This window comes from Ulvibacterium sp., assembly GCF_965228935.1.
Lineage (GTDB): Bacteria > Bacteroidota > Bacteroidia > Flavobacteriales > Flavobacteriaceae > Ulvibacterium.
Genome location: NZ_OZ245846.1, coordinates 3,583,961 through 3,607,805, shown reverse-complemented (window position 1 = coordinate 3,607,805; position 23,845 = coordinate 3,583,961). Strand labels below are relative to the sequence as shown.

20 protein-coding genes are annotated in these 23,845 nt (G+C 43.2%); 6 read left to right on the top strand and 14 right to left on the bottom strand.

Annotated elements, in window-relative coordinates:
• Nucleotides 1-3: 3 nt before the first annotated feature.
• Entirely contained in the window at nt 4-3,324 is a 3,321-nt protein-coding gene (locus ACO06Y_RS15325; protein WP_422079864.1) for a DUF2126 domain-containing protein, read from the bottom strand.
• 396 nt (nt 3,325-3,720) lie between these two features.
• Between ACO06Y_RS15325 and arsC the strand changes: the two genes are divergently transcribed.
• Together arsC and ACO06Y_RS15315 are read left to right on the top strand one after the other, a co-directional pair.
• Nucleotides 3,721-4,062, top strand: coding sequence for an arsenate reductase (glutaredoxin) (gene arsC, locus ACO06Y_RS15320; protein ID WP_422079863.1), 342 nt, complete (start codon nt 3,721-3,723; stop codon nt 4,060-4,062).
• A 128-nt stretch (nt 4,063-4,190) separates the two neighbouring features.
• Nucleotides 4,191-4,688 (top strand): hypothetical protein, encoded by a 498-nt coding sequence (locus ACO06Y_RS15315; protein WP_422079862.1) that lies wholly within the window; start codon nt 4,191-4,193, stop codon nt 4,686-4,688.
• 54 nt (nt 4,689-4,742) lie between these two features.
• Here ACO06Y_RS15315 and ACO06Y_RS15310 read toward each other — a convergent pair whose 3' ends face one another.
• Complete coding sequence (locus tag ACO06Y_RS15310) at nt 4,743-4,916, bottom strand: hypothetical protein (RefSeq protein ID WP_422079861.1); 174 nt, start codon at nt 4,914-4,916, stop codon at nt 4,743-4,745.
• Between the two features lie 159 nt (nt 4,917-5,075).
• Between ACO06Y_RS15310 and fumC the strand changes: the two genes are divergently transcribed.
• Complete coding sequence (gene fumC, locus ACO06Y_RS15305; RefSeq protein WP_422079860.1) at nt 5,076-6,473, top strand: class II fumarate hydratase; 1,398 nt, start codon at nt 5,076-5,078, stop codon at nt 6,471-6,473.
• A gap of 141 nt (nt 6,474-6,614) precedes the next feature.
• Here fumC and ACO06Y_RS15300 read toward each other — a convergent pair whose 3' ends face one another.
• Entirely contained in the window at nt 6,615-7,502 is an 888-nt protein-coding gene (locus tag ACO06Y_RS15300) for a hypothetical protein (RefSeq protein ID WP_422079858.1), read from the bottom strand.
• A 168-nt stretch (nt 7,503-7,670) separates the two neighbouring features.
• Between ACO06Y_RS15300 and ACO06Y_RS15295 the strand changes: the two genes are divergently transcribed.
• Both ACO06Y_RS15295 and ACO06Y_RS15290 read left to right on the top strand, forming a co-directional pair.
• Complete coding sequence (locus tag ACO06Y_RS15295; RefSeq protein WP_422079856.1) at nt 7,671-8,144, top strand: GNAT family N-acetyltransferase; 474 nt, start codon at nt 7,671-7,673, stop codon at nt 8,142-8,144.
• A gap of 4 nt (nt 8,145-8,148) precedes the next feature.
• On the top strand, nt 8,149-8,967 hold the full coding sequence (locus tag ACO06Y_RS15290; RefSeq protein WP_422079855.1) for an MBL fold metallo-hydrolase: 819 nt from the start codon (nt 8,149-8,151) through the stop codon (nt 8,965-8,967).
• Between the two features lie 16 nt (nt 8,968-8,983).
• Here the strand turns inward: ACO06Y_RS15290 and ettA are convergent, their stop codons facing one another.
• From ettA to ACO06Y_RS15275, 3 genes are all read right to left on the bottom strand, one after another.
• The gene (ettA, locus tag ACO06Y_RS15285) at nt 8,984-10,675 is read right to left on the bottom strand and encodes an energy-dependent translational throttle protein EttA (RefSeq protein WP_422079854.1); all 1,692 of its coding nucleotides are present in this window, start codon (nt 10,673-10,675) and stop codon (nt 8,984-8,986) included.
• 133 nt (nt 10,676-10,808) lie between these two features.
• Nucleotides 10,809-10,991 carry a CAL67264 family membrane protein gene (locus ACO06Y_RS15280; protein ID WP_299536584.1) on the bottom strand — a complete coding sequence of 61 codons (183 nt, stop codon included), beginning with the start codon at nt 10,989-10,991 and terminating at the stop codon, nt 10,809-10,811.
• 74 nt (nt 10,992-11,065) lie between these two features.
• Nucleotides 11,066-12,049 carry a Gfo/Idh/MocA family protein gene (locus ACO06Y_RS15275; RefSeq protein WP_422079853.1) on the bottom strand — a complete coding sequence of 328 codons (984 nt, stop codon included), beginning with the start codon at nt 12,047-12,049 and terminating at the stop codon, nt 11,066-11,068.
• A gap of 74 nt (nt 12,050-12,123) precedes the next feature.
• Between ACO06Y_RS15275 and ACO06Y_RS15270 the strand changes: the two genes are divergently transcribed.
• On the top strand, nt 12,124-13,752 hold the full coding sequence (locus ACO06Y_RS15270; RefSeq protein ID WP_422084186.1) for an acyl-CoA carboxylase subunit beta: 1,629 nt from the start codon (nt 12,124-12,126) through the stop codon (nt 13,750-13,752).
• An 8-nt stretch (nt 13,753-13,760) separates the two neighbouring features.
• Here ACO06Y_RS15270 and ACO06Y_RS15265 read toward each other — a convergent pair whose 3' ends face one another.
• From ACO06Y_RS15265 to ACO06Y_RS15230, 8 genes are all read right to left on the bottom strand, one after another.
• The gene (locus ACO06Y_RS15265) at nt 13,761-14,906 is read right to left on the bottom strand and encodes a carboxypeptidase-like regulatory domain-containing protein (RefSeq protein ID WP_422079852.1); all 1,146 of its coding nucleotides are present in this window, start codon (nt 14,904-14,906) and stop codon (nt 13,761-13,763) included.
• Nucleotides 14,907-16,664, bottom strand: a complete 1,758-nt coding sequence (locus tag ACO06Y_RS15260; RefSeq protein ID WP_422079851.1) for a carboxypeptidase-like regulatory domain-containing protein — start codon at nt 16,662-16,664, stop codon at nt 14,907-14,909.
• 192 nt (nt 16,665-16,856) lie between these two features.
• A complete protein-coding gene (locus ACO06Y_RS15255; protein ID WP_422079850.1) occupies nt 16,857-18,560 on the bottom strand; it encodes a carboxypeptidase-like regulatory domain-containing protein in 1,704 nt (567 codons plus the stop codon).
• A 67-nt stretch (nt 18,561-18,627) separates the two neighbouring features.
• Nucleotides 18,628-19,974 (bottom strand): M24 family metallopeptidase, encoded by a 1,347-nt coding sequence (locus ACO06Y_RS15250; protein ID WP_422079849.1) that lies wholly within the window; start codon nt 19,972-19,974, stop codon nt 18,628-18,630.
• Between the two features lie 34 nt (nt 19,975-20,008).
• Complete coding sequence (locus ACO06Y_RS15245) at nt 20,009-21,100, bottom strand: AMP-binding protein (RefSeq protein WP_422079848.1); 1,092 nt, start codon at nt 21,098-21,100, stop codon at nt 20,009-20,011.
• Nucleotides 21,093-22,016, bottom strand: coding sequence for a CPBP family intramembrane glutamic endopeptidase (locus ACO06Y_RS15240; protein ID WP_422079847.1), 924 nt, complete (start codon nt 22,014-22,016; stop codon nt 21,093-21,095). The genes ACO06Y_RS15245 and ACO06Y_RS15240 overlap by 8 nt, the downstream gene beginning before the upstream one ends.
• A complete protein-coding gene (locus ACO06Y_RS15235) occupies nt 22,007-23,059 on the bottom strand; it encodes an o-succinylbenzoate synthase (RefSeq protein WP_422079846.1) in 1,053 nt (350 codons plus the stop codon). Before ACO06Y_RS15235 ends, ACO06Y_RS15240 begins: the two co-directional genes overlap by 10 nt.
• Before the next feature lie 82 nt (nt 23,060-23,141).
• The gene (locus ACO06Y_RS15230) at nt 23,142-23,822 is read right to left on the bottom strand and encodes a metal-dependent hydrolase (protein ID WP_422079845.1); all 681 of its coding nucleotides are present in this window, start codon (nt 23,820-23,822) and stop codon (nt 23,142-23,144) included.
• Nucleotides 23,823-23,845 lie beyond the last annotated feature (23 nt).

Genomic DNA, 23,845 nt, shown 5'->3' with positions numbered 1-23,845 from the left:
TCGTTACTTTTTTCGTAGATCGGTGACATGTGGAAATTCCGGGTTTATAGGAATCTCCCTATAAACAAAAGTATTCGAAGCATCCTTAGGTTCTACCGTTCTACCTGAAAAATTAGTTGAAGATACCGTTTCTGTCGGTAGGATTTCCCCCTGAGTATGGCCAAAGTCCCAAAAACGATTGATTCTTCTGGATTCCGCCTCGTAACTATTCACCGGATAGGTATCGTATGAACGCCCTCCGGGATGTGCCACGAAGTAGGTACATCCGCCAATGGATTTCCTGTTCCACATATCCACAACGTCAAACACCAAAGGTGTATCCACCCCAATGGTAGGATGTAGGGCGGACCAGGGTTCCCAAGCCTTGTACCGTACCCCGGCCACATATTCGCCCTTAACTCCGGTAGGGCTCAATTCTACCTTTACCCCGTTACAGGTGATATGGTAGCGCTCCTCCGTAAAGTTCCGCACCTTGATCTGAACCCGTTCCAAGGAAGAATCCACATAGCGGGCCGTTCCCCTACCGGACATTTCCTCACCAAGTACATTCCAGGGTTCAATGGCCATGCGCAACTCTAGTTGCATGGAATGGATTTCAACCATACCGTATAAGGGAAAACGGAACTCAAAAAAAGGATCGAACCAATCCAACTGAAACGGATATCCCGCCTCATTGAGCTGTAAAACCACATCTTTGATATCTTCCTTTACATAATGTTCCAATAAGAACCTATCATGAAGTTCGGTACCCCAGCGTACCAAATCGTGCTTGTACGGTTTTTTCCAGAACCAGGAGACCAAGGTGCGTACCAACAACATCTGCATTAAACTCATTTGCGCATGTGGAGGCATATCAAAAGCCCGTAATTCCAAAATACCCAGTCGGCCCGAAGACGAATCCGGGGAATATAATTTATCGATGCAAAACTCGGCGCGATGTGTATTTCCGGTAACATCGGTCAACAAATGGCGGAATAGGCGATCGGTCAACCAAAAGGGAACTTCCTTGTCTTCTGGGATTTGGGAAAAAGCGATTTCCAGTTCGTACAAATTTTCGAGACGGGTCTCATCTACCCGGGGAGCTTGACTTGTTGGGCCAATAAAGGCTCCTGAAAACAGATAGGACAGGCCGGGATGATGTTGCCAGAAGGTCAGTAAACTACGCAGTAGTTGTGGGTCGCGCAACAATGGACTGTCCGCTGGGGTAACCCCTCCCAAGGTTACATGGTTTCCACCACCTGTACCGGTATGCTTACCGTCCAGCATGAATTTTTCCGTACCCAGCCGGGATTTTTTTGCCTCATCGTACAATTTTAAGGTATTGTCCGTCAACTCTTTCCAGTTCTTGGCCGGATGTACATTTACTTCGATAACCCCAGGATCTGGAGTAACTTTGAGCACTTCCAACCGATTGTCCCGCGGAGGTTCATACCCTTCCATAACCACGGGAACTTTCAGCTCTTGGGTCGTGGCCTCTATGCTAGCAATCAAATCCACAAAGGCCTCCGCGGTATCCAAAGGAGGAAGAAAGAGAAACAAGTTGTTCTCGCGGACCTCAGCACAAATCGCGGTACGTACATACGGCTGTTTTTTCTGGGGTTTTGGAGTAGATTCCATTCTTGCCCGAAGAGCAGTGCCATAGGATTTTAAATCGGGTCTGGGTTCAAAGAGCTCCGGTTGGGCCGTCGGTTCGGAAGGTACTTCGGGATTTTTAGGCAAGGAGTCCAGCGGTAACCGTAATCCAATCGGGGAATTCCCGGGAGTCAGGAACAGATGTTTGCTACGGAATTCCCAAGGGTTGGTAATCCATTGTCCGTCATTTTCGGCAAGAGGGAAAACATAGCCCACCTCCTTTCCTAGGCCTTGTTCCAGCACTTCGCCTAATTTTCTTCGAAGGGCGGAATCTTTTTTGTCATATTCCTTTGGGTCGATATCCATGGGCAACTTGCGTTCTTCCCATAAAAAATAGAAGGCATCCTCATAGGCGGGCAAGATGGTTTTATCAGGGCACTTAAGGTAGCGTGCCAAGGTTTGGAGAAAGGTAAGGGCAATACCATTGCGCAGTTTATGGGAATCCGTAAACGAAGACAGCAATTTGGGGTCTTTCCAAATCGGTTCCCTATCCTTGCGCCAGTGCACTCCGATTTGCCATCGGGGCAATGGCTCTCCCGGGTACCATTTACCTTGGGCATAGTGGAGCATCCCCCCTTTTCCAAATGCATCCAGCAATCTTCTGGAAAGTGAACTGGCCAATTTTCGCTTGTGTTCACCGTCGGCTTCCGTATTCCATTCCTCGGATTCCATATCGTCTATGGATACAAAGGTGGGTTCCCCGCCCATGGTGAGACGTACGTCATTTTGCTGTAGCTCTTCCTCCACGTCAAATCCCAAATTATAAATAGCATCCCATTGACGCTCCGTATATGGTTTGGTTACGCGGGGGGATTCAAAAATCCGGGTTACGGAATTATCGAACTCAAATTGGGTCTCACAAGGCTCGGTAAATCCGGAAACCGGAGCGGCACTCTCAAATGAAGGGGTACAAGCCAAGGGAATATGTCCCTCTCCGGCCAATAGGCCGGACGTTGCATCCAGCCCGATCCATCCTGCCCCTGGCAAATAGACTTCGGCCCAGGCATGAAGATCGGTAAAATCGGCTTCGGGTCCGGATGGCCCGTCCAATGATTTTTCATCCGCCTTCATCTGTACCAAGTACCCCGAAACGAAACGTGCTGCCAGTCCCAAATGGCGCAAAATCTGTACCATAAGCCAGGCAAAATCCCGACAGGAGCCCAAATGATCGGCCAAGGTCTGTTCACAGGTCTGTACCCCGGGCTCCATACGAATGGTGTAATTCAAGGCGTTATACAAATCCCTGTTCAGTTCCGTAAGAAAATCGATTGTACGACGCGGAGTACGGTCTATCTTATTCAACCAACTTTTTAACAAGGGGCCATCCTCATTGATCTCCAGATAAGGCAGCAATTCTTTTTTTAAGGCCTCGGAATAGGTGAAAGGAAAATCCTCCACGGTCTCTTCCACAAAGAAGTCGAAGGGATTGATGGTCTTCATATCGGCAATGATTTCTACCTCAATGGAGAGCTCATTCGTCTTTTCGGGAAAAACGATACGGGCCAGATAGTTTCCGAAGGGATCCTGTTGCCAGTTAAAAAAATGTTCTTCGGGTTTTATTTTTATGGAATAGGCCTCTATAGGGGTTCTGCTATGGGGAGCCGGCCGTAACCGAAAGATGTGTGGGGATAACTTCACCCTACGGTCATAGGTATATTTGGTCTTATGGGATATCGCGACTTTCAGGGCCATAAATTAGAGCTTCATCGTATTCTAAGATAGGCGCTAATTTGAAGAAATATGTACAATTGGGGGACAATTGTGCAACTTTTTATCCATTAGAAATTAACAGGATGGTTTTTTAGGAAATTGACAATGAATCGCAATTATCGCTAAACGCAGATTACCAAAATAAATCTACCAATTTGCCCAGATAGGTCTTTAATAGGGAAATGATAATTGGTATCTTTGCTTCCTACAATCAAAGAAAATCTAGTTAAACCCTTTAAGGCCATATGTGGGATTTGCCTCTTACGGCTCCTAGTCAAAGTTAGAAAGTGCGTAATTCAAATTTTAGGGCCCTAAAGCAATCGGGATGCTTCACTAAAAAGCCCCGAATTGATGTGAAATAACAAACATCCTTGACACATGATCAAAATATACCATAACCCGAGATGTCGCAAGTCCCGTGAGGGGATGGAACTCCTGGAAAAATCCGGTAAGGAATTTGAAGTCATCAAATACTTGGAAGATGTGCCCACTAAGGACGAGCTTCGCCAGGTATTGAGTTGTCTTTCCATTACAGCGGAAAATCTGGTCCGCAAAAATGAAGCTATTTGGAAGGAAAAGTTTCGCGGTCGTTTGCTTTCCGATGAGGACATACTGGATGCCATGATCCAATACCCAAAACTAATAGAACGCCCAATTGTGGTCAATGGAAACAAAGCGGTGGTCGGGAGACCGCCGGAGCGTATCCAAGAGGTCTTATGAGGGCTGTTTTACCTTTTTAGTCCGAATTTTAGGAATTTGGTATATTTATTGATTCTTGATTTAACAAAGTTTTAACCAAGGGTCATGAAACCTTGAATTACATTTAAAAGCCTATAAAACAGAACATCATGAAAACCAATACGCGCTTTCTCATTGCCTTTTTTGTGCTTTTGCTCGCGGGGGCGGAACTACAGGCGCAATTCGGATATGGAAGAAGAAATGGATATGGCTACGGTTATGGAAGGGGTAGAAGTGCTATTCCCCAAGCCGATATTGCACCTAAAGAACCCGAGCCCAAGACTGCCGAGGAAATAGTGGATGGCGAAATGCCAAAAATAGCTGCAACATTGGAACTTAACGAATTTGAGACCGCCGTATTAAGTTCAGTTCTTAAAAAATATCTTCAGAAACGTATGGAATTGCGAATTTTGGAGCTTCCCCCCGATAAAATGCGGGAGGGTCTGACAAAGATAACCGAGGATCAGGATGAAGAACTTAAGGCCGGACTGCCCTTGGATAAATATGAGGCCTTTGTGGAACTTCAGAAAGAGGGCATTCAAAAAACACAAAAGAAGCAAAAAAAGAAAAAGAGGAAAGCGAAGAAATCCAAGGATAAGGAACAATAGTTCCTGATATGTGTCCTACACCAAAAAACAAAAGAAGCCATTTTGGCTTCTTTTTTATGCTTCCCTTTCGGCCTTCTTGGCCTCTCTTTTTTCCTTGAAGAGTTCTATCAGGTTACCGGTCAACCAATACGGAATAACGAAGACCAGTAGAAAAATCATCAACCAAAAGCCTATCGTCAAAATGGTCAAAAAAGCTAAAAATCCCAAATATTGGTCAAATTCGAACATATCTCCTGTTTTAACGAGACAAAGATAGTTTGAAAAGTAGGAATATTGCAAATTGAAACCAAAAAAATATCGTCCTTTCCCATGCCGATTTTTTAAAGAGTCCCAATAGAAATGAAACCGTTTAGACGTACCTTTGTGGTAAACTAAATCACTTTAAAAATGAGCTTTAGAATAGAAAAAGACACCATGGGCGAGGTAAAGGTACCTTCGGACAAATATTGGGGTGCACAAACAGAACGTTCAAGAAATAATTTTAAAATAGGACCGTCTGGATCGATGCCCTTGGACATCGTATATGGTTTTGCCTATTTAAAGAAAGCGGCGGCCTATACCAATCATGAATTGGGGGTTCTTTCCGAGGAAAAAAGGGATTTAATCGCCCAGGTCTGCGATGAAATTTTGGATGGGCAGCATGATAGCCAGTTTCCGCTGGTCATCTGGCAGACCGGTTCGGGGACGCAAAGCAATATGAACGTAAACGAGGTAATCGCAAACCGGGCCCACGAAATTGCCGGGAATACTATCGGTGAAGGTGAAAAGACCATTCAACCCAACGATGATGTCAATAAGTCACAATCTTCCAATGACACATTTCCTACGGGAATGCATATCGCGGCATATAAAAAAGTGGTCGAAACCACCATTCCCGGAGTGACCCAACTTAGGGAAACATTGCACAAAAAAGCTCTGGAATTTGAAGAGGTGGTAAAAATTGGTCGGACCCATTTAATGGATGCCACGCCGCTGACCTTGGGACAGGAATTTTCCGGCTACGTCTCCCAACTGGATCACGGACTCAAGGCCCTAAAAAACACATTAGATCATTTAAGCGAATTGGCCCTAGGAGGCACAGCGGTAGGTACTGGGCTTAATACTCCCAAGGGTTATGATGTTTTAGTGGCAAAGTATATTGCTGAATTCACAGGACTCCCTTTTAAGACGGCGGAAAACAAGTTCGAGGCGTTGGCCTCACATGATGCTATTGTAGAAAGCCATGGGGCACTAAAACAGTTGGCCGTTTCCTTAAACAAAATTGCCAATGATATCCGAATGATGGCCTCGGGACCACGGTCAGGTATCGGGGAAATCATTATCCCGGCCAATGAACCGGGCAGTTCCATCATGCCGGGAAAGGTAAACCCCACCCAGTGCGAGGCTTTGACCATGGTTTGTGCACAAGTTATGGGCAACGATGTAGCCATATCGGTTGGCGGAACCCAAGGACATTATGAGCTAAATGTATTTAAACCGGTAATGGCGGCCAATATTCTTCAATCCGCCCAATTATTGGGAGATGCCTGTATAAGCTTTGATACCAATTGTGCATCGGGGATCGAACCGAATCATGAAACCATTAAAACCTTATTGAATAACTCCCTAATGCTGGTCACCGCCCTTAACACCAAAATAGGGTACTATAAAGCTGCGGAAATTGCCAATACCGCCCATAAAAATGGGACTACCCTTAGAGAAGAGGCTATTAACCTGGGCTATGTAACCGCTGATGAATATGACGAATGGGTAAAACCAGAGGATATGGTGGGGAGTCTTAAATAGTTTGAATTTTTACCTGCTATAAAGAAGCCTGTTCAGTTTATCCTTTTTAAAACTATTTTCTGAAACGGGCACTTTCCTACAAATAAAAAAAGGGTCGATTCTCAAGAATCGACCCCTCTTTGTATTAATGGATAGTGTATATTATTTAAGTGTGAACTTGGAAGTTCCCAATAATTTCAATCGGTCGTCATAAACGTTCACCATATAATTTCCTCCCTGAAAATCTCCTGCAGGCTTATTGATATAGTCACAAACGTCCAAGGACTTATTCTCATAGTAGAAATTAGTTCCTTTGCTATAGGTAACGGAAGCTCCGGAATCATTGGTCTTGGAGAAGCTTTCACCTAGTACGTTACCTTGGGGATCCAATACTTCCAAAAAGAACTCCCTGTCACCGGCTTCAGCAATTACGTTATCCGCAACAGTGAAGCAAATTTTGAATTTATCCGTTCTTTTGGCCCTGGAAGTAGAGACCAATTTTCCGTTGTTGCGTTCCTTTACGGCATCAACGTTGAATTTGGATAAGTTCAATGCAGAACCTTTCTCAACGGCATCGGCCAATTGTGTATTCTGTACAACCAAGGAATCGTTAAAAATGGTCTGCTTCTCCAATTCGTTATAAGTGCTGTCCCTTTGCATAGCGATAAGGGTATTGGAACGTGTCAAGGAATCCACTTGTTTCATCAATTGTTCCCTTTCTGCCTTCAGCACACTAACTTGTCTTCTGTACCTTGACAATGAAGCGATATCGGCTTTCATAGTCTTCACAGAATCAAGATACTTGGCGATGTTGTCCCTTGCCTCTACTAATTCCTCATTGGTAGCGTTACTTTCCAAAATGGCTTTGTCATATTCCGACTTTAGGCTGTTCAGATCCTCGACCACAAGTGCCTTTTCTTCGGTAAGTACGGTCTCCGTCTTCTTTTTATCCTGATAAAGACTAACGGTGTAGATAATGGTACCCAAAAGCACCACACCTAGCAAACCTGCCAATACCTTCAATCCGTTGTTACTTTTTGTTTCAGTCATAATGTTAAAATTAAAATAAGCTTGTTTAACTTTTAAAAAGTGTTTGTTCGTATCAGTCTATATACGGTTCTTTTTTCTTTTTAGATTTTTTGGCCTAAAAAAATTAAAAATCCCACATCACAAATCGGCGCATATAGTAACTTTATGGTCAAGCGATTCCATCTTAACATGTCCGTAAGAATACTGCCATTTGAACCCAAGTATGCCAAAAACTTCAGGGACTTGAACATAGCCTGGCTCAAAAAATATTTTCATGTGGAGGCCAAGGATGTATTGCTACTTGAAAATTGCCAGGAATCTATCCTGGATATTGGTGGATATATCTTTTTGGCAGAACATGAAGGCGAAATTGTGGGTTGTTTTTCCTTAATCCCTTATGGCGAGAAAGTTTTTGAATTGGGAAAAATGGCGGTCGACCCTAACCATCAAGGTTTAAAAATCGGTCAGAGACTGTTATCCTTTGCCATAGCGTTTGCGAAAGAAAACCATTGGAAAAGTATCGTTTTGTATTCAAGTACCAAATTGGATACCGCCCTTCATATCTACCGGAAGTATGGCTTTGTAGAGGTAGAATTGGAAAAAGAGATTCCTTATGAACGAAGCGATATCAAAATGGAATTAATATTCAATTCAAAAAATTGACTTCATGAAAAAATTGCTTTTTTGGCTTTTGGGCTGTTGTTTCACTTTTTTGGGCTGCAAGGAAAAAGCAAAGCCTTCACCCCATATAGACTCGGATCCTTTCCAAGCAATGGAAAAACCTGCTCCACCTTCTTTAAATGACGAACAGGGTTCCGAGATTAAGATTATCCCTATCTCCCATGCCACAGCAGTATTGGAATGGAACCATATTACCATTTATGTAGATCCCGTGGGAGGTGCCAAAGTCTTTGAGGGACAAAAAAAACCGGATCTAATTCTAATCACGGATATTCATGGTGATCATCTTAGTGTGGAAACGTTACGGGAGCTGGATACCAAAAGGGCCAAAATAATGGTGCCCCAGGCCGTAGCCGATAAAATACCTGAAGAATTTACACCTCAAATCGATGTTTTGAACAATGGTGACTCCAAGGAACGTTATGAAATAATGGTCGAGGCCATTCCGATGTATAACTTACGGGAAGAGGCCAAAAAATTTCATGCGAAGGGCCGTGGGAACGGCTATGTGTTGAATATGGGCGGCCAACGACTCTATTTTTCCGGGGATACGGAGGATATTCCTGAAATGAGAAGCCTAAAAAATATCGATAAGGCCTTTATTTGTATGAACCTGCCCTACACCATGACCGTGGAAAGTGCGGCGGATGCCGTGTTGGAATTCCAACCAAAACAGGTATACCCCTATCATTATAGGGGAAATCCGGATATTAGCGATGTAATCAAATTCAAAAAGTTAGTAAATAAGGGAAATCCCAATATAAAAGTGGTGCAATTGGATTGGTATCCTCAGGATGATTTTTGAGTGCGGTGAAAACCAACTATCGTATCAACTTTTTGTATTTGATTCGCTTGGGCATGATATCCGCTCCCAGACGTTTCTTTTTATTCTCCTCATAATCGGAGAAGGAACCCTCAAAGAAATAGACCTGGGAATCACCTTCAAAGGCCAATATATGGGTGCAAATACGATCTAGGAACCAACGGTCGTGGGAAATGATAGCCGCACAACCCGCAAAGTTCTCCAGACCTTCCTCCAAGGCACGTAGGGTGTTTACATCCAAATCGTTGGTAGGTTCGTCCAACAATAGTACGTTGCCCTCTTCCTTTAGGGTCATGGCCAAGTGGAGTCTGTTACGCTCCCCACCGGATAACATGTTTACCTTTTTATTCTGCTCACTGCCCGAAAAGTTAAAACGGCTTAGATAGGCCCTGGAATTCACCTGTCGCCCACCCATCATGACCAATTCCTGTTCATCACTGAAGTTCTGCCAAATGGTCTTCTCAGGGTCAATATTGGAATGACTTTGGTCTACATACGCAATCTTTGCTGTATCCCCTACAACAAATTCTCCACCATCCGAGGTTTCCTCGCCCATTATCATCCTGAAGATGGTAGTTTTTCCGGCACCGTTCGGCCCTATAATACCGACTATGCCGGCTTGTGGTAGATTAAAATTTAAATTTTCATACAATAATTTGTCGCCATAGGCCTTGCTTACTCCCTTGGCTTCAATGACGTTGGTGCCCAGTCTTGGCCCATTGGGAATGTATATTTCCAATTTCTCATCCAGCTGTTTCTGGTCTTGGCTCATCAATTTATCGTAGTTCTTCAAACGGGCCTTTTGTTTGGTCTGCCTACCCTTGGCGCCTTGACGTACCCATTCCAACTCCCTTTCCAATGTTTTTTGCCGTTTGGAAGCTTGTTTACTTTCCTGTGCCAATCGCTTTGCTTTTTGGTCCAACCAACCGGAATAATTGCCTTTCCATGGAATGCCCTCTCCCCTATCCAACTCCAAGATCCATCCGGCCACATTGTCCAGGAAATAGCGATCATGGGTAACGGCAATAACGGTTCCCTTATATTGCGCCAAATGGTGCTCCAACCAGTGTACGGACTCCGCATCCAAATGGTTGGTAGGTTCGTCCAACAATAAAATTTCAGGTTCCTGAAGCAATAATCTGCACAAGGCCACCCTTCTTCGCTCTCCACCCGAGAGCACCTCGATCTTTTGATTACCTTCCGGCGTACGCAGTGCATCCATGGCAATCTCAAGTTTGGTATCGAGTTCCCATGCATTGGAGGCATCGATCTTATCCTGAAGATCGGCCTGCTTGTCCATTAACTTTTGCATCTTGTCCGCATCTTCATATACTTCGGGCAAACCGAACATATCATTGATCTTATTATACTCGTCCAAGACGGCAATGGTTTCGGCCACACCTTCCTTCACTACTTCAAGTACGGTTTTTTCCTCGTCCAATTGCGGTTCCTGTTCCAAGTAACCTACCTTATATCCCGGAGAAAAGACAACATCCCCCTGATAGTTTTTATCCACCCCCGCTATTATCTTTAATAAGGTGGATTTCCCAGATCCATTAAGACCTAAAATCCCGATTTTGGCACCGTAAAAAAAACTGAGGTAAATGTTTTTAAGTACCGGAGTGTTCGCATTCTTGTAGGTTTTCGTGACCCCGGCCATTGAGAAAATGACTTTCTTATCGTCGCTCATGAATAGTTGAATTGTTTAGGTTACTAAATTGTTGATTAGAAAATGCTTCACATCATATCAGGAAGAAAAAGGAACTTTATGAAGGAACCTGGCTTTGAATTTAAACTTGAAGCATGGGTTTGGGCTTCGTCATTTAAACCCTTCCCTTTAGCGCGTTAAAGACCCATGCGATGGCAAAAAAGCCAATACCTACCGACGCAAAGCCCCATCCTGCAACATCATCATATCTAAAGGCTCCGAGGGCTATTAACGCGCATCCCACTACAATCATAATAAATGTTGCCCAGGCAAGCACCGTGTTTTTATTCATTCCCATTTGTCCTAGTTTGGTTTGTGGTAGCTCCAAATATCGGAATTTTATGGGATTTTTTGTGATTTGTACCGGTAAGTTTATTCCTCGAAGGGAAAAACAACCCCCGTTAGTTGGCGAACCTGATCTAATAATCCTATCAAATCCAAACTATTTTGATGTGACCAGAGTTCGCTTTCCAGCTTTCCGGATTTTAAACAGGAGTGTACTTCTTCGATTTCATAAGTATACCCTTTCCCTTTTGTCGGCTGGTCTAATTTATCCAGGATATCGCCCTTTTCAATGGAATATCCTTGGGCTTCATGCCATCTAGGATGAATAAAAATCGAGCCTTTGCTTCCCGCTATTTCAGCCTTCATTTCCGAATTCGAGGTAAGTCCACTATACAATAGGGCTTGGGCCCTTTTATACTCAAAAATCATGGAGGTCTGAATTTCGACCCCGGTCTTATAAAATTTGGAAGTCGCTTTTATGGTTTTGGGTTTCCCCAACATTACGTAAGCCAAAAAAATTGGATAAATTCCGATATCCAATAGTGACCCGCCTGCTAAATATGGATTCAATACCCTTCCTTCCTCGGATCTGTCCAATCCGTAAAATGCGAAATCCGCATGAAGATAGCCGATGTCCCCGAGTTCACCGGCATCGATCAGTTGCTTCACTTTACGTATCGTTGGGTTGAACCTGCTCCAAAGGGCTTCCATCAAAAAAACCTGGTTTTGTTCGGCGGAAGCTATCATTTTTTCGACTTCCGAAAGGTTTACCCCCATAGGCTTCTCGCAAAGTACATGTTTGCCATGATCCATAGCCATAATACTCCATTGGGCATGTAGGTTATGGGGGGTGGCAATGTAGATTACATCTACCTCATCACAATTGAACAATTCCTCATAACTTCCAAAAGCGTGTTCCGCGTTATACTCCTTTGCAAATTGTTTTGCTTTTTCAATATCCCTGGAGGCAACGGCGCTCAAAGTCCCTTCTGGAAGCAGCTTCAAATCCTTTGAGAAACTGTGCGCAATCTTTCCCGGACCTATGATTCCCCAACGAATAGTATCTCCCATACTGGTATTTTATTTTGCCAAAGTTAATCAATAATACTGCTATCTTTATGCCTGTAAAAGAAACTACCGATAGTATGGATCTTAAGTTCACCAAAAATGAAGATCACAACAAATTGTTGCTTTCAGAGCTTAAAAAACGTTTGGCGCAAGTAAAACTGGGAGGCGGGAAAAAGCGTATAGAAAAACAACATGCCTTAGGGAAAATGACCGCACGTGAACGAATTGATTATTTATTGGACAAAGAAAAGGACTGTCTGGAAATTGGAGCTTTGGTCGGCGAGGACATGTACAAGGAATATGGAGGTTGCCCTTCAGGGGGTGTAGTCATAAAAATTGGATATGTATCCGGGAAACTGTGTTTGGTGGTCGCCAATGATGCCACGGTTAAGGCAGGCGCTTGGTTTCCTATTACGGGGAAAAAGAATTTAAGGGCACAGGAAATAGCCATGGAGAATCGCCTGCCCATTATTTATTTGGTAGACAGTGCCGGCGTATTTTTGCCCATGCAGGATGAAATCTTTCCCGATAAAGAACATTTTGGCAGAATTTTTAGGAACAATGCCCAAATGAGCAGTATGGGCATACCTCAAATTGCCGCGGTTATGGGCAGTTGCGTGGCTGGTGGCGCTTACCTGCCCATTATGAGCGATGAGGCCTTGATCGTTGACAAGACCGGAAGTATTTTTCTGGCGGGAAGCTATCTAGTGAAAGCCGCTATAGGAGAGGAAATAGACAATGAAACCTTGGGCGGGGCCACTACCCATTGTGAAATCAGTGGCGTGACCGATTACAAGGCCAAGGACGATTCGGACGCATTGGATACCATAAAAAGCATAATAGACAAGATTGGAAGAGCCGATGAGGCCGGATACAACCGAACCAAAGCCATAAAGCCCAAGCAAAGCCCGAAAGATATCTATGGTATTCTTCCAAGTTCACGTACCGATCAATATGATATGCTCGAGGTAATTGAACGACTCGTGGATGATTCCGAATTTAAACAATATAAGGAAGGCTACGGAAAGACTATTTTAACCGGTTACGCAAGAATAGACGGTTGGGCCGTAGGAATCGTTGCCAACCAACGCAAGGTAGTCAAAACAAAGAAAGGGGAAATGCAATTTGGGGGTGTCATCTATTCCGATTCCGCGGACAAGGCCACGCGTTTTATGGCAAACTGTAATCAAAAAAAGATTCCCCTGGTCTTTTTACAGGACGTTACAGGGTTCATGGTCGGTAGCAAGAGCGAGCATGGAGGTATCATTAAGGATGGTGCCAAAATGGTGAACGCCGTGGCCAATAGTGTGGTTCCCAAATTTACCGTAATCATCGGAAACAGCTATGGCGCCGGAAATTATGCCATGTGCGGAAAGGCTTATGATCCAAGATTAATCGTGGCCTGGCCAAGTGCCGAACTTGCGGTTATGGGCGGTAATTCCGCGGCCAAGGTGTTATTGCAAATTGAAAAGGCTTCCCTACAAAAGAAAGGCGAAGTGATCACCCAAGAAATGGAGACGGAGCTTTTTGACCGAATCAAGAAACGCTATGATGATCAAGTATCCCCCTACTATGCCGCATCACGTTTATGGACGGATGCCATAATCGATCCCCTGGAAACAAGAAAATGGATTTCCTTAGGTATTGAGGCGGCAAATCATTCGCCTATAAAAAAATCTTTTAACATGGGCGTTTTGCAGGTCTGATCAATAGTTTATTCCTCGGGCTGGAGAACCGCATTCAATACCGGTTTATCACTTACTTTTTTCGTTTCTTTCCCGTGTCCTTTTTTTGTAAACACCAGAATATCACCCTTTTTGGCTCCAATGATATAGCGGCCCTTTTCATCCGTCGTTGTTTGTTCCTTTGTCCGGAGATTTGAAATTTGTACGGCCGGCACCATTCTCCCATTTTTAAAAACAAAGCCCGAAACGGTCCTGTGCCGTTTTAGCTTGCGCTGCTGCCTAGTTTCATATCTATCCGCAGCTTTACCGGGTACCTTAAAAGAAGTCTCCAAATGGTAGGCCATCGCTTGATTTGAAAATTCTTCCCATTTATCCTGACTGGAGTATTTACGGTACGAAGTAGAGATATTCCGGGTACCTGCCAAAACCAAGCCCAGTTCTTCCTGCCCATAGACCTGCAAAAGTTCCAATGAGGCTATAAAACTATCATTTACTTGAATGCTATAGTCCCTTAAATCGACCTGTAGGGATCGGGCACCTTTGGGGATGGTACAAAGAACACTCTTTCCGGATTTGTTCAAATTAGTACCAGGTAATCTTAGCTTACCGTCGTCATCATAAAAATTTACACGAACCAAAATGCTATCCGATGGATTACTTATGACCTCGAACATAAGTCGTTTAAGTATTCTAGGGCCTTTCTTGACAAGGATCCGAGTGGCCAACTCACCACCCAAGGCAATGTTGTCCTTCCAATACCCATAAGTTTCATCGCCTATATAGGGATAGCCCACATAATCCCTAATGAAGCGTCCATCTGTGTTGGTAACCACCACTTCATTTAATTCCATAGCCTCCGGTGCCATTTTTATTTTGGAATGTTCATTATTTACGGGTCTAAGTCGCGACAATGGAATCTCCAAGGTTTTGTAACCCAGACACGAAAACAGCACTACATTTTTCTCGTCCAAATCTGGTATGTCGGCCTGTAGACGAAAAAGTCCATCCTCATTGCTTACGGTACCCATGCCTTTTGCCACGATACCTATATTCACATATGGAATAGGATTCCCTGTTGCCCTATCAATGACCTGACCTTCGTATTCATTTTGACCAAAGCATTCCAAGGAAAAAAGAAGCAAGCCAATTCCTATGAAGCAAGATTTAAGTACCATTTATCGGATGGAAAATGTTCCATCTGCCTTAATCTTGAACAATTCTTGATTGCGGTTCTTGGCCATCAATTTAAAAACCCGGGATTCCTGCCTTTGGGAAGGTTTCCCATAATCCTGATAAACTGTGGCCTTGAGATAGGTCGGGGTAAGGCTTTTGTTTCCCAAATAGTTTACGTTCACCTGCCAAGTCCCTTTCGGGTCGTAAATAAGATGTTCCTGACACGAAAAACCGTTCTGCTTTTCATCCTTTATGAGTTCCCCGTTGTCGGAAGCCGTATGCTTAAAGGTGTAGTATTGTTTGTCACCATTGACGAACTGCAATTCGAATTCCGCCTCACTGTCGTTCCATTCAAACACTAGCCGCGTTCCGTTAAAATCGTCCTCATCGGATACAAAAAACATCTTTTCCTGGGACAGTACTTCCCCTTCCTGACCCAACAAATTGTTGAAGTCCCGATTTAGAATATTGGAAAAGGTATCCGACTTGCTAAAAAATCCTTCGCGCATCAAAAACTGGTGGCGGGCATAGAGCAGGGCGGCCCGTTCAATTTTTCCACTGTTCCTGTACGCATTCGCCAGATCGTGATAGGACTGCTGGTAATGTGGTCGCAGGACAAATATTTTTTTATAGAGTTCCACCGAGGATCCATAATCCCCCGCTTCGTCCATTTGATAGGCCAAGGCCTTAAGGATAACGGGATTGTCGGGATACTGGGTTTCAATGCTATTTGTGATCATTTCCACCATGGCCTTGTCCTTATGTTCTTTTTGAAAATAGGACCGCGTATCCAAATAAAAATAGGGGGACCTCCCGTTTACCTTTTCAAGTTGGGCATAACTCTCCTTCGGGTCTCTCAAATTAACGGTGGAGCGTAAAGTCCGTAGGTACTTGGGTACCGCCAAAGGACTGCCACTGACAACATCGTCCTCTTTAAAAAAATTGTCCCTTAGCTTTGCCTGATCATAGGGTTCACTTTTTCCAGATTCCCGGCTGAAATTCGCCGTTTTTGTATTGATGATGATCAGACCGCCCGCTGCTTGGCTACCATATTTGTTCAGTGCCCCTAGGCCTTGTATGACGGCCATCCTCTCAATGTTTTGTATATCTAGAAACATGGGCACCTGATAGAGTAAGACCCCATCCACTTCGAACAAAACCGGTGTTCTGGTATTAATGGATGTATTCCCCCTACGAAAAAAAACCTGGAGATTATTTAAATTTAGGCCTACAGTATTGGTAGGAGTCAAAATGTTTGGAACTTGGGCCCGTAAAAGGGTCAAGATATCAACAGTAGATGGATTAATATCCTTTACGTCTATAATTTGAACCCTGTGTGGCAGCAATTTGGTATCCATAATGCCATGAACCGTCTTAATCAAATTTTTGTCGGTATTGTAATCTAAACGAAGTTCATTTTGTGTCCTGCGGTATTTTTTTTTGGTTACAACCACCTCATCCAATTCTTGAACTTCATCCTTTAAGGTTACGTTTAAAAAGGTGGTTACGTCTTCTACCAAAATCTCCAAGGTTTTCTTGCCCACATAGCTATAGACCAAAGTCTCGCCTTCATGAGCACTGATTTCATATTTTCCGGATGCATCGGTCGTTGTCAACCTATCGGTGTCCTTAATTGAGATATTTACATCCTTAATGGGCTCCTGACCATCGGAAACCAGACCTCTTATTGTTCTAAGGGTTTCTTGAGAGTAGACTTGGGAAAAAAGCAAAAAAAGTAACGCAGGGAAGAGATGTTTCATAACGGTCCGTGTTTTTAGTATTGTTTAATAAAATTACTAAAAAGTACTACAAAAACTACGCCAAATAGCAAAAAGGGAACGAATTACCTATTTCCATACCAAAAACCTAGCTCGTGGAGTGGTTTTGATACTTCATACCAATGAAAAAGACGGTAATCATTCAACAGGGAGATAGCAATTGCTGCGCCTATTTTACCAAATAGATACCATTCCCCCAACTTGAATCTTGAACAATTCTTGATTACTATTTTTAGCCCTTAATTTAAAAACCCTGGATTCGTGTCTTTGGTTGGGTTTTCCATAGTTGTAGTAAATCGTAGCCTTTATATAGGTAGGTGTAAGACTTTTGTTTCCCAGATAGTTGACATTGACCTGCCAAATTCCCTCTGGGTCATAAATTAAATATTCCCGACATGAAAAACGGTTCTGTTTCCCATCCTTGATATAATCTTCATTATCGAATGAGCTATGTTTAAAGGTATAGTATTGTTTATTACCTTTTACGAACTGTAATTCAAATTCTGCCTCACTATCATTCCATTCGAATACCAAACGTGTTCCCCTAAAATCATCCGTATCGGATGGATGGAACACCTTTTCCTGGGACAGTACTTCCCCTTTCTGTACCAATAAATTGTTGAAGTCCCGATCTAGAATATCCGAAAAGGTTTCAGATTTATTGAAGAGCCCTTCGTGCAACAAAAATTGGTGCCGGGCATAGAGCAGGGCGGCCCGTTCAACTTTTCCGCTGTTTCTATAGGCATTCGCCAGATCGTGGTAGGATTGTTGATAATGCGGGCGAAGAATGAAAATTTTCTTGTACAGTTCCACCGAGGCACCATAATCCCTTTCCTCATCCAATTGATAGGCCAAGGCCTTAAGGATAATAGGATTATTAGAGTAGTTGGCTTCAATGCTCTTCGTAATCATTTTGGCCATAGCCCTATCCCTACGTTCTTTCTGAAAATAGGATCGTGCATCCAAATAAAAATAAGGTGATTGGCCATATATCTTTTCGAGCTCAAAATAACTTTCCCTGGCTTTGTTCAAATCAACCGAAGCATTTAAGGTCTGTATATACATAGGTACACCCAAATCCTCCTGACTTATCGCATCCCCCCTTTCAAAAAAATTGTTTCGCAACTTCGCTTGATCATAGGGGAGGTCTGTTCCAGGTTCCCGGCTGAAATTAGCTTTTGTATTGATGATTACAAGCCCCCCAGAGGCGAGACTACCATATTTGTTCAGTCCTCCTAGACCTTGTATGACCGCGACTCTATCTATGTTTTGTATGTCTAAAAATTTGGGTGTAGTCCGAAACAATACACCATCTACCTCCCATAGAGGAGAATATCTAGCATTGATATTAGCTAGGCCTCTAGGAAAAAAACCTGGGATTTTTACCCGTAAAACCGTTAAAATATCAAGAGCGGAAGGATTAATAGTCTCACCATCAATAATCTGGGCCCGAAATGGCATTCTACTGATATCCAGGATTCCAAAAAGCGTTTTTATCAAATTCTTATTGCTATTGTATTCCCCATAAAGTTCCTGTTGGGTCTTATGATATCTTTTCGTAACCACAACCTCGTCCAGTTGCTGAATTTCATCCCTTAAGGTTACATTCAAAAAGGTGGTTACATCTTCTACCAAAACTTCCAAGGTTTTCTTGCCTATATGACTATAGACCAAGGTTTCTCCTTCATGGGCACCGATTTTATATTTTCCGAATTTATCGGTACCCACTACCCTGTCCGTGTTTTTAACAGTGATATTTACGTCTCTTAAAGGAGCTTGGCCATCATCGGATATTATGCCCCTAATCGTTTTGAGTGTCTCTTGGGAATAGACGTTTCCCAAAAGTAAAAACAGAAATGCTGGAAGAAAATGTTTCATAATGTCGGGGATTTGCAGTTTTTTTACTAAATATACAGAAAATAAGCTACAAAAACAATGCCGAACATTATTCGCCCAAATGTTCCTTTACCCTTGGTACAAGGAGCAGTTCCGTTTGTCTTCCGTTCACATATCTGAACCCGTTCTCCCCATAGAACCCGGCCTCTTCCAACATAATCCGGATGTCTCGTTTCCATTCTGGGACGGTCACCGTAGTATTGAGTTCTATGGCATAGACCGTATTGGGACGTAACGGATAATTTTCTCCATCATCCTTCATAACCCCCCCTTGCGCATCCCACATACCTATAGTGGTACCTGCGGAATGTCCATAGGTTCCCAGGGGGTGGGTATAAATGGCAGGACGTAGTCCGGCTTTCCGTCCATCCTGTAGGGCTTTGGCCAAAATTTCATTCCCGGTACGGCCCGCAATCATATTTCCGGTAAGGAAATCCTGGACCTTGTTCCCTTCTTTTAAGGCATCACGCAAGAATTCAGGGGCCTCTTTTTCTCCAGATTTGCGTACATAGGCCAGTTCCTGGCAATCGGTATTGAGGCGCAGGTACGTAATTCCAAAATCGCAGTGTAGCAAATCGCCGGGCAGAATGACCATATCCTCTGGACGATCGGAAAAGGAATAAAGATGGCCCCTGGTTTCCTCGCTGGTACGTTGTACATCCACAGTTGGATGAAACCAAGTTATCAATCCCAAATCAGTCACTTTTTGTCGCATCCACCACTCAACTTCCGTGGTGGTGGTAACTCCCGGGGTAATGACCTTTTCGGAAAACGCCTCAGCGATAATGTCATGGGTAATGTCCACCAGCTGATTGTAAATAATCATTTCACGAGCCGTTCGGGTTTCTATCCATCTAACGGCCAATTGCTCCGCAGAAACTACTTTTTTATGGTACTTCGCAGGTAGGTTTTGCATGAATTCCTCATAATCTGTCTTATCCAGACCGTCCGCAATGTTGTGGTCCTTGGAATAGTTTAACGCAATTTTTTTGGGATTTCGCTCTTCAATCAATTGCATCAAACGCTTCCACTGCTCGGGTTCCTTTTCCTTGTCCCAAACCGATAGGATATTGTCCCCCACATTGTAGCGGGCCACCGCCAACTTATCAATGGTATTTTTTGCTTTATCCCGATAGAAAACCAAAATGGTCCGTCTTCGGGCATTCAGCCAGGTGGCCGGTAGCATGGTACGCAATACCGGATCCTCATTATATTCCCGTGAAATCAATAACCACATGTCAATATCCGTTTCGTCCATTAATTGGGGCAAGAGATTATTGAAACGGTCGGCCAGAATCTCATCTATCACCTTGGCCCTTTCAATTTCAGGGAGGATTTGCTGGGGAAACAATGATAGGGAGAGTAAGAAACAAAAAAGAGATAGCTTATTTTTCATAGGGTGATTTTTTTTAATAAGAATTAGAAGACTTTTAGCTAATGATTTCTAAGAATTTTAATGTTTCATGTCTTAAGATTTTTCCATTTTCCGTCTCCTTGAACTTAGGGATACTATAAATGGCTTTGGGCGCTTCATATTTTTCGAGGGAAGGAAATCCCGCTATTTTTTGAGAAACGATTTCAACATCGGTTTCGCCTTCAACGACCAACACCGGCTTGTGTCCCAACCTCACATCGGGCAATCCCGTGACAAAAAATCGATTTGTAATGATTTGGGCCAGTTTCGCCTCGATTTGTTCCGGAATCAATTTTACGCCTCCGGAATTAATCACGTTATCATACCGCCCCAACCATTTAAATTCGGTTTTTGAAATGAGATGTACCAAGTCATTGGTAATTACCTTATCATCACAAATCTCCGGCGCATCAATGACAAGACAACCCCTGTGATCCTTGGAAACCGTGACCCTGGGCAAGGTCTTAAAACGAGGTTCGTCCTTATCTGATCGGTCGGCATGAATTTCCCTTACGGCTATATGGGTTATGGTTTCCGTCATCCCATAGGTTTCAAAAATAGCAGTTGATTCCCGTTCTATCTTTTTTTCCAAAATATTCGATATAGGGGCGCCTCCAATCAATAAGGTACTTATGTCATTAAGTCGCTCTAAAGAATTCTCCAATTGCAGTGGCACCATTGCGCAAAAATCATAGGAATTGGAAATTAGGCCTAACGGATTTGAGGAAGGTTCTATATAATCCATTTCAAGGCCCAGCACCATGGCACGGATCAACATCATTTTTCCGGCAATGAAATCACAGGGTAAACATAGTAACGCAGAGCTTCCCGGTTCCAGTCCAAAGAAGTCCCCTGTCGCCAAAGCTGAATTCACCATCCGGCTCTTTTTTAGAAGAATCGGTTTCGGTTTTCCTGTGGAGCCCGAAGTTTTGACTTCCAAGGTCGGTTTTTCATCAAGCCAATCCAATAAAAAATCCCCAATGAGCTGCTCAAAAGGTTCGCCTTCCTTTATTAAGCTATATCCTATCTCCTTTAGCTCATCGACAGAAGGATGGAAACCATTAAACTTGAATTGAGCATGAATTTCGTTATACTTAGGCTTAGTCATGACTGGAGGCAAAAAACTCTTCTTTGGATAGTACGGGGCCTGCTAGCCGCTCCTTCCAATTTTTCCATTGGTATTTTTTGGAAAAAACATAGAGCAGTATTGGAAAGACTATAAATACGGGTAACAAGGCATCAAAACCTAAACTAGGTTCGGCCACGTTTTTATAAATGGCATCCACTTGAAAAGCCGTGCTATCCGCAGTGACCAGAAGTGCAGTTACCAAATTATTGGAAGCATGAAAACCCAAGGCCAGTTCAAGGCCCCGATCCATTAAGGTCATAATTCCCAAGAAAAAACCGGTACCAATGTAGTAAACCATAATCCCATAGCCCAATTTACCCACTTCCGGATTTCCCAAATGCATCAATCCGAACAATACGGAGGTTACGAACAAGGGTACCCATCGATTTTTAGCCATAATTCCGATACCCTGCATCATATAACCCCGGAACAAATATTCTTCGAAACTGGTCTGTATGGGAATGAGTAATACCGCTATTATCACTAAATACAAAAATGGTTCCCATCTGAAATTGAGGACATAGTCCTCTGGGGCGACTATAATATCGATTCCGGTTAGTACTATGGTGATGGTGGACCAAAGTGCAAAAGCAAAGAAAACCCGTTTCCAATCGATTTTTTTTCTGGAAGTCGTCAATGAGGTCAATGTTTGTCTATGAATGTACTTCACCCATAGAAACAACAGGACAAGACCGACGATGAAGGGAATCAGCATCTCTACCAAAAACCGGTTGGCGCCTTTCCTTTTTATTTCCGCTTCCATAATGGCCTCAACATCCAAATCCAGAAGTACTATGGCCACGTAGTTGAGTACCATCAACCCAATAAAGCCTAAGGGAATCAAAAAGTATTTCCAGATTCCTATTTCTCCTTTATAGCCCTGTTCTATATACATAAGTTCCTAATTAAGTTGGTTTCCCAATGCTTATCCTTTTCATAGCCCAATTGCCCCTTCCTTACAATTAATGGACACTCAAAATTATTCGTGAATAGACTACCCGTACCCAATCCCTGGGGCATTTGGTTATTCAATGTAAATGTCCATTGTGCAATGGCATTGAGGCCTACATTGCTTTCCAGGGCACTGGTCACCCACCAGCCAATATCTTGTTCATCGGCCAAGGCTATCCATTCTTCAGAGCCCTTAATACCGCCGATCAAACTGGGTTTTAAGATAATATAATGTGGGCGAACGGTCCGCAACAATCCTTTCTTTTCTTCAATATCAAAAACTCCTATCAATTCCTCGTCCAAGGCAATGGGTAAAGGGGATTCTTCACATAACCTCTTCATTTCCAAATATTGGCCTTGCTTAATGGGTTGTTCTATGGAATGTAGTTCATGACGGGATAGGATTTGAAGTTTTTCCAGCGCTTCCTTGGGTTCAAAGGCTCCATTAGCGTCAACACGAAGCTCAATATCCTCCTTGGAATATCTTTCACGAATGGATTCTAAAAGCTCTATTTCCTTACTGAAATCAATAGCCCCTATCTTCATTTTTATACAGGTAAAGCCTTCCTCCAATTTCTGTTGAATCTGTTCATGCATAAAGCTTGCATCTCCCATCCAAATAAGGCCATTGATCGGAATTGTGTTTTCCCCGCTTGTAAAAGAGGACTCAAAAAGTTCAAAGGGATTTGTGGATTTCAAGGAAGCAAAAGCCTGTTCTACCCCAAATTGGATACTGGGAAACTCTTTCAATTCCCCATAAAGGATCTCCACTCCCAATGAAATGTGATCACAGGTCCATTGGAGCCTATCTTTATAACCCTGCACATCGTCTACGCTTAAACCTTGTAATAGTCCGCATTCCCCTATCCCGAACTTTCCATTTTCCTCCAACACAAGAAACCAAGTCTCCTTTTGGGTAAGTATGCCCCGGGATGTGCCACTGGGGCGTTTAAAATTAAGGATATGTCTTTTATAACTGGCTTTCATCCGTTATGCCCAAATTTAGGTATATTTTTGAGCGCATAGATGGCGGAAACCCTATAAAAATTTAATGAAAACAAGCGTTGTATCAAATGGTCAGTTCTTGTCCTATATTCAATAAATGAAGTGTTTTGCCTGCCTCCTTGAACTTTCTTTTGGCATCATCATGATCAATTTCGATATACCCAAAAGTATCGAAGTGATAGCCCAATACTTCGGCACACTCGATAAAGTCCGAGGCAAGAATAGCATTGTCTACACCCATGGTGAAGTTGTCTCCGATGGGCAAAACGGCCAAATCCAATTTTGTTTGCATGGGAATCAGCTTCATATCCATGGTCAATGCCGTATCCCCTGCAATATAAATCTCTTTGTTTTCCGCAGACAGGATAAAGCCGCCAGGCTGCCCCCCATAGGAGCCATCAGGAAAGGAGGACGTGTGGATAGCATTTACATATTTCAATCGTCCAAAATCAAAATTCCATTGACCTCCATGGTTCATGGGATGCGCCTCAAGGCCTTTGTTCTGATAATGTACGACTATCTCATAATTGCTGACTATAGTGGCCCCGGAGGTTTTGGCAATCTGCTCTACGTCCAAGGTATGATCCTGGTGGGCGTGGGTCACCAAAATATAATCAGGGTTTAGGTCGTTGATGTCCACTTTTCCCGATGCCTTTTCATTGCCCGTGATAAAGGGATCTACCAAAAGTGTTTTGTCTTGCAGTGTTATAAGAAGGGAAGCATGGCCCAGAAAAGTAAGTTTCATTTTTGAAGGGTTTAGGTTACCCT

Excerpts from the sequence above, each read along its gene's own strand:
- ACO06Y_RS15310 (WP_422079861.1), bottom strand. The coding sequence starts at position 4,916 with ATGTTCGAATTTGACCAATATTTGGGATTTTTAGCTTTTTTGACCATT.
- ACO06Y_RS15255 (WP_422079850.1), bottom strand. The coding sequence starts at position 18,560 with ATGAAACATTTTCTTCCAGCATTTCTGTTTTTACTTTTGGGAAACGTC.
- ACO06Y_RS15325 (WP_422079864.1), bottom strand. The coding sequence starts at position 3,324 with ATGGCCCTGAAAGTCGCGATATCCCATAAGACCAAATATACCTATGAC.
- ACO06Y_RS15250 (WP_422079849.1), bottom strand. The coding sequence starts at position 19,974 with ATGAAAAATAAGCTATCTCTTTTTTGTTTCTTACTCTCCCTATCATTG.
- ACO06Y_RS15300 (WP_422079858.1), bottom strand. The coding sequence starts at position 7,502 with ATGACTGAAACAAAAAGTAACAACGGATTGAAGGTATTGGCAGGTTTG.
- ettA (WP_422079854.1), bottom strand. The coding sequence starts at position 10,675 with ATGAGCGACGATAAGAAAGTCATTTTCTCAATGGCCGGGGTCACGAAA.
- ACO06Y_RS15260 (WP_422079851.1), bottom strand. The coding sequence starts at position 16,664 with ATGAAACATCTCTTCCCTGCGTTACTTTTTTTGCTTTTTTCCCAAGTC.
- ACO06Y_RS15240 (WP_422079847.1), bottom strand. The coding sequence starts at position 22,016 with ATGTATATAGAACAGGGCTATAAAGGAGAAATAGGAATCTGGAAATAC.
- ACO06Y_RS15295 (WP_422079856.1), top strand. The coding sequence starts at position 7,671 with ATGTCCGTAAGAATACTGCCATTTGAACCCAAGTATGCCAAAAACTTC.
- arsC (WP_422079863.1), top strand. The coding sequence starts at position 3,721 with ATGATCAAAATATACCATAACCCGAGATGTCGCAAGTCCCGTGAGGGG.
- ACO06Y_RS15245 (WP_422079848.1), bottom strand. The coding sequence starts at position 21,100 with ATGACTAAGCCTAAGTATAACGAAATTCATGCTCAATTCAAGTTTAAT.
- ACO06Y_RS15230 (WP_422079845.1), bottom strand. The coding sequence starts at position 23,822 with ATGAAACTTACTTTTCTGGGCCATGCTTCCCTTCTTATAACACTGCAA.
- fumC (WP_422079860.1), top strand. The coding sequence starts at position 5,076 with ATGAGCTTTAGAATAGAAAAAGACACCATGGGCGAGGTAAAGGTACCT.
- ACO06Y_RS15265 (WP_422079852.1), bottom strand. The coding sequence starts at position 14,906 with ATGGTACTTAAATCTTGCTTCATAGGAATTGGCTTGCTTCTTTTTTCC.
- ACO06Y_RS15270 (WP_422084186.1), top strand. The coding sequence starts at position 12,124 with ATGGATCTTAAGTTCACCAAAAATGAAGATCACAACAAATTGTTGCTT.
- ACO06Y_RS15235 (WP_422079846.1), bottom strand. The coding sequence starts at position 23,059 with ATGAAAGCCAGTTATAAAAGACATATCCTTAATTTTAAACGCCCCAGT.
- ACO06Y_RS15315 (WP_422079862.1), top strand. The coding sequence starts at position 4,191 with ATGAAAACCAATACGCGCTTTCTCATTGCCTTTTTTGTGCTTTTGCTC.
- ACO06Y_RS15280 (WP_299536584.1), bottom strand. The coding sequence starts at position 10,991 with ATGGGAATGAATAAAAACACGGTGCTTGCCTGGGCAACATTTATTATG.
- ACO06Y_RS15290 (WP_422079855.1), top strand. The coding sequence starts at position 8,149 with ATGAAAAAATTGCTTTTTTGGCTTTTGGGCTGTTGTTTCACTTTTTTG.
- ACO06Y_RS15275 (WP_422079853.1), bottom strand. The coding sequence starts at position 12,049 with ATGGGAGATACTATTCGTTGGGGAATCATAGGTCCGGGAAAGATTGCG.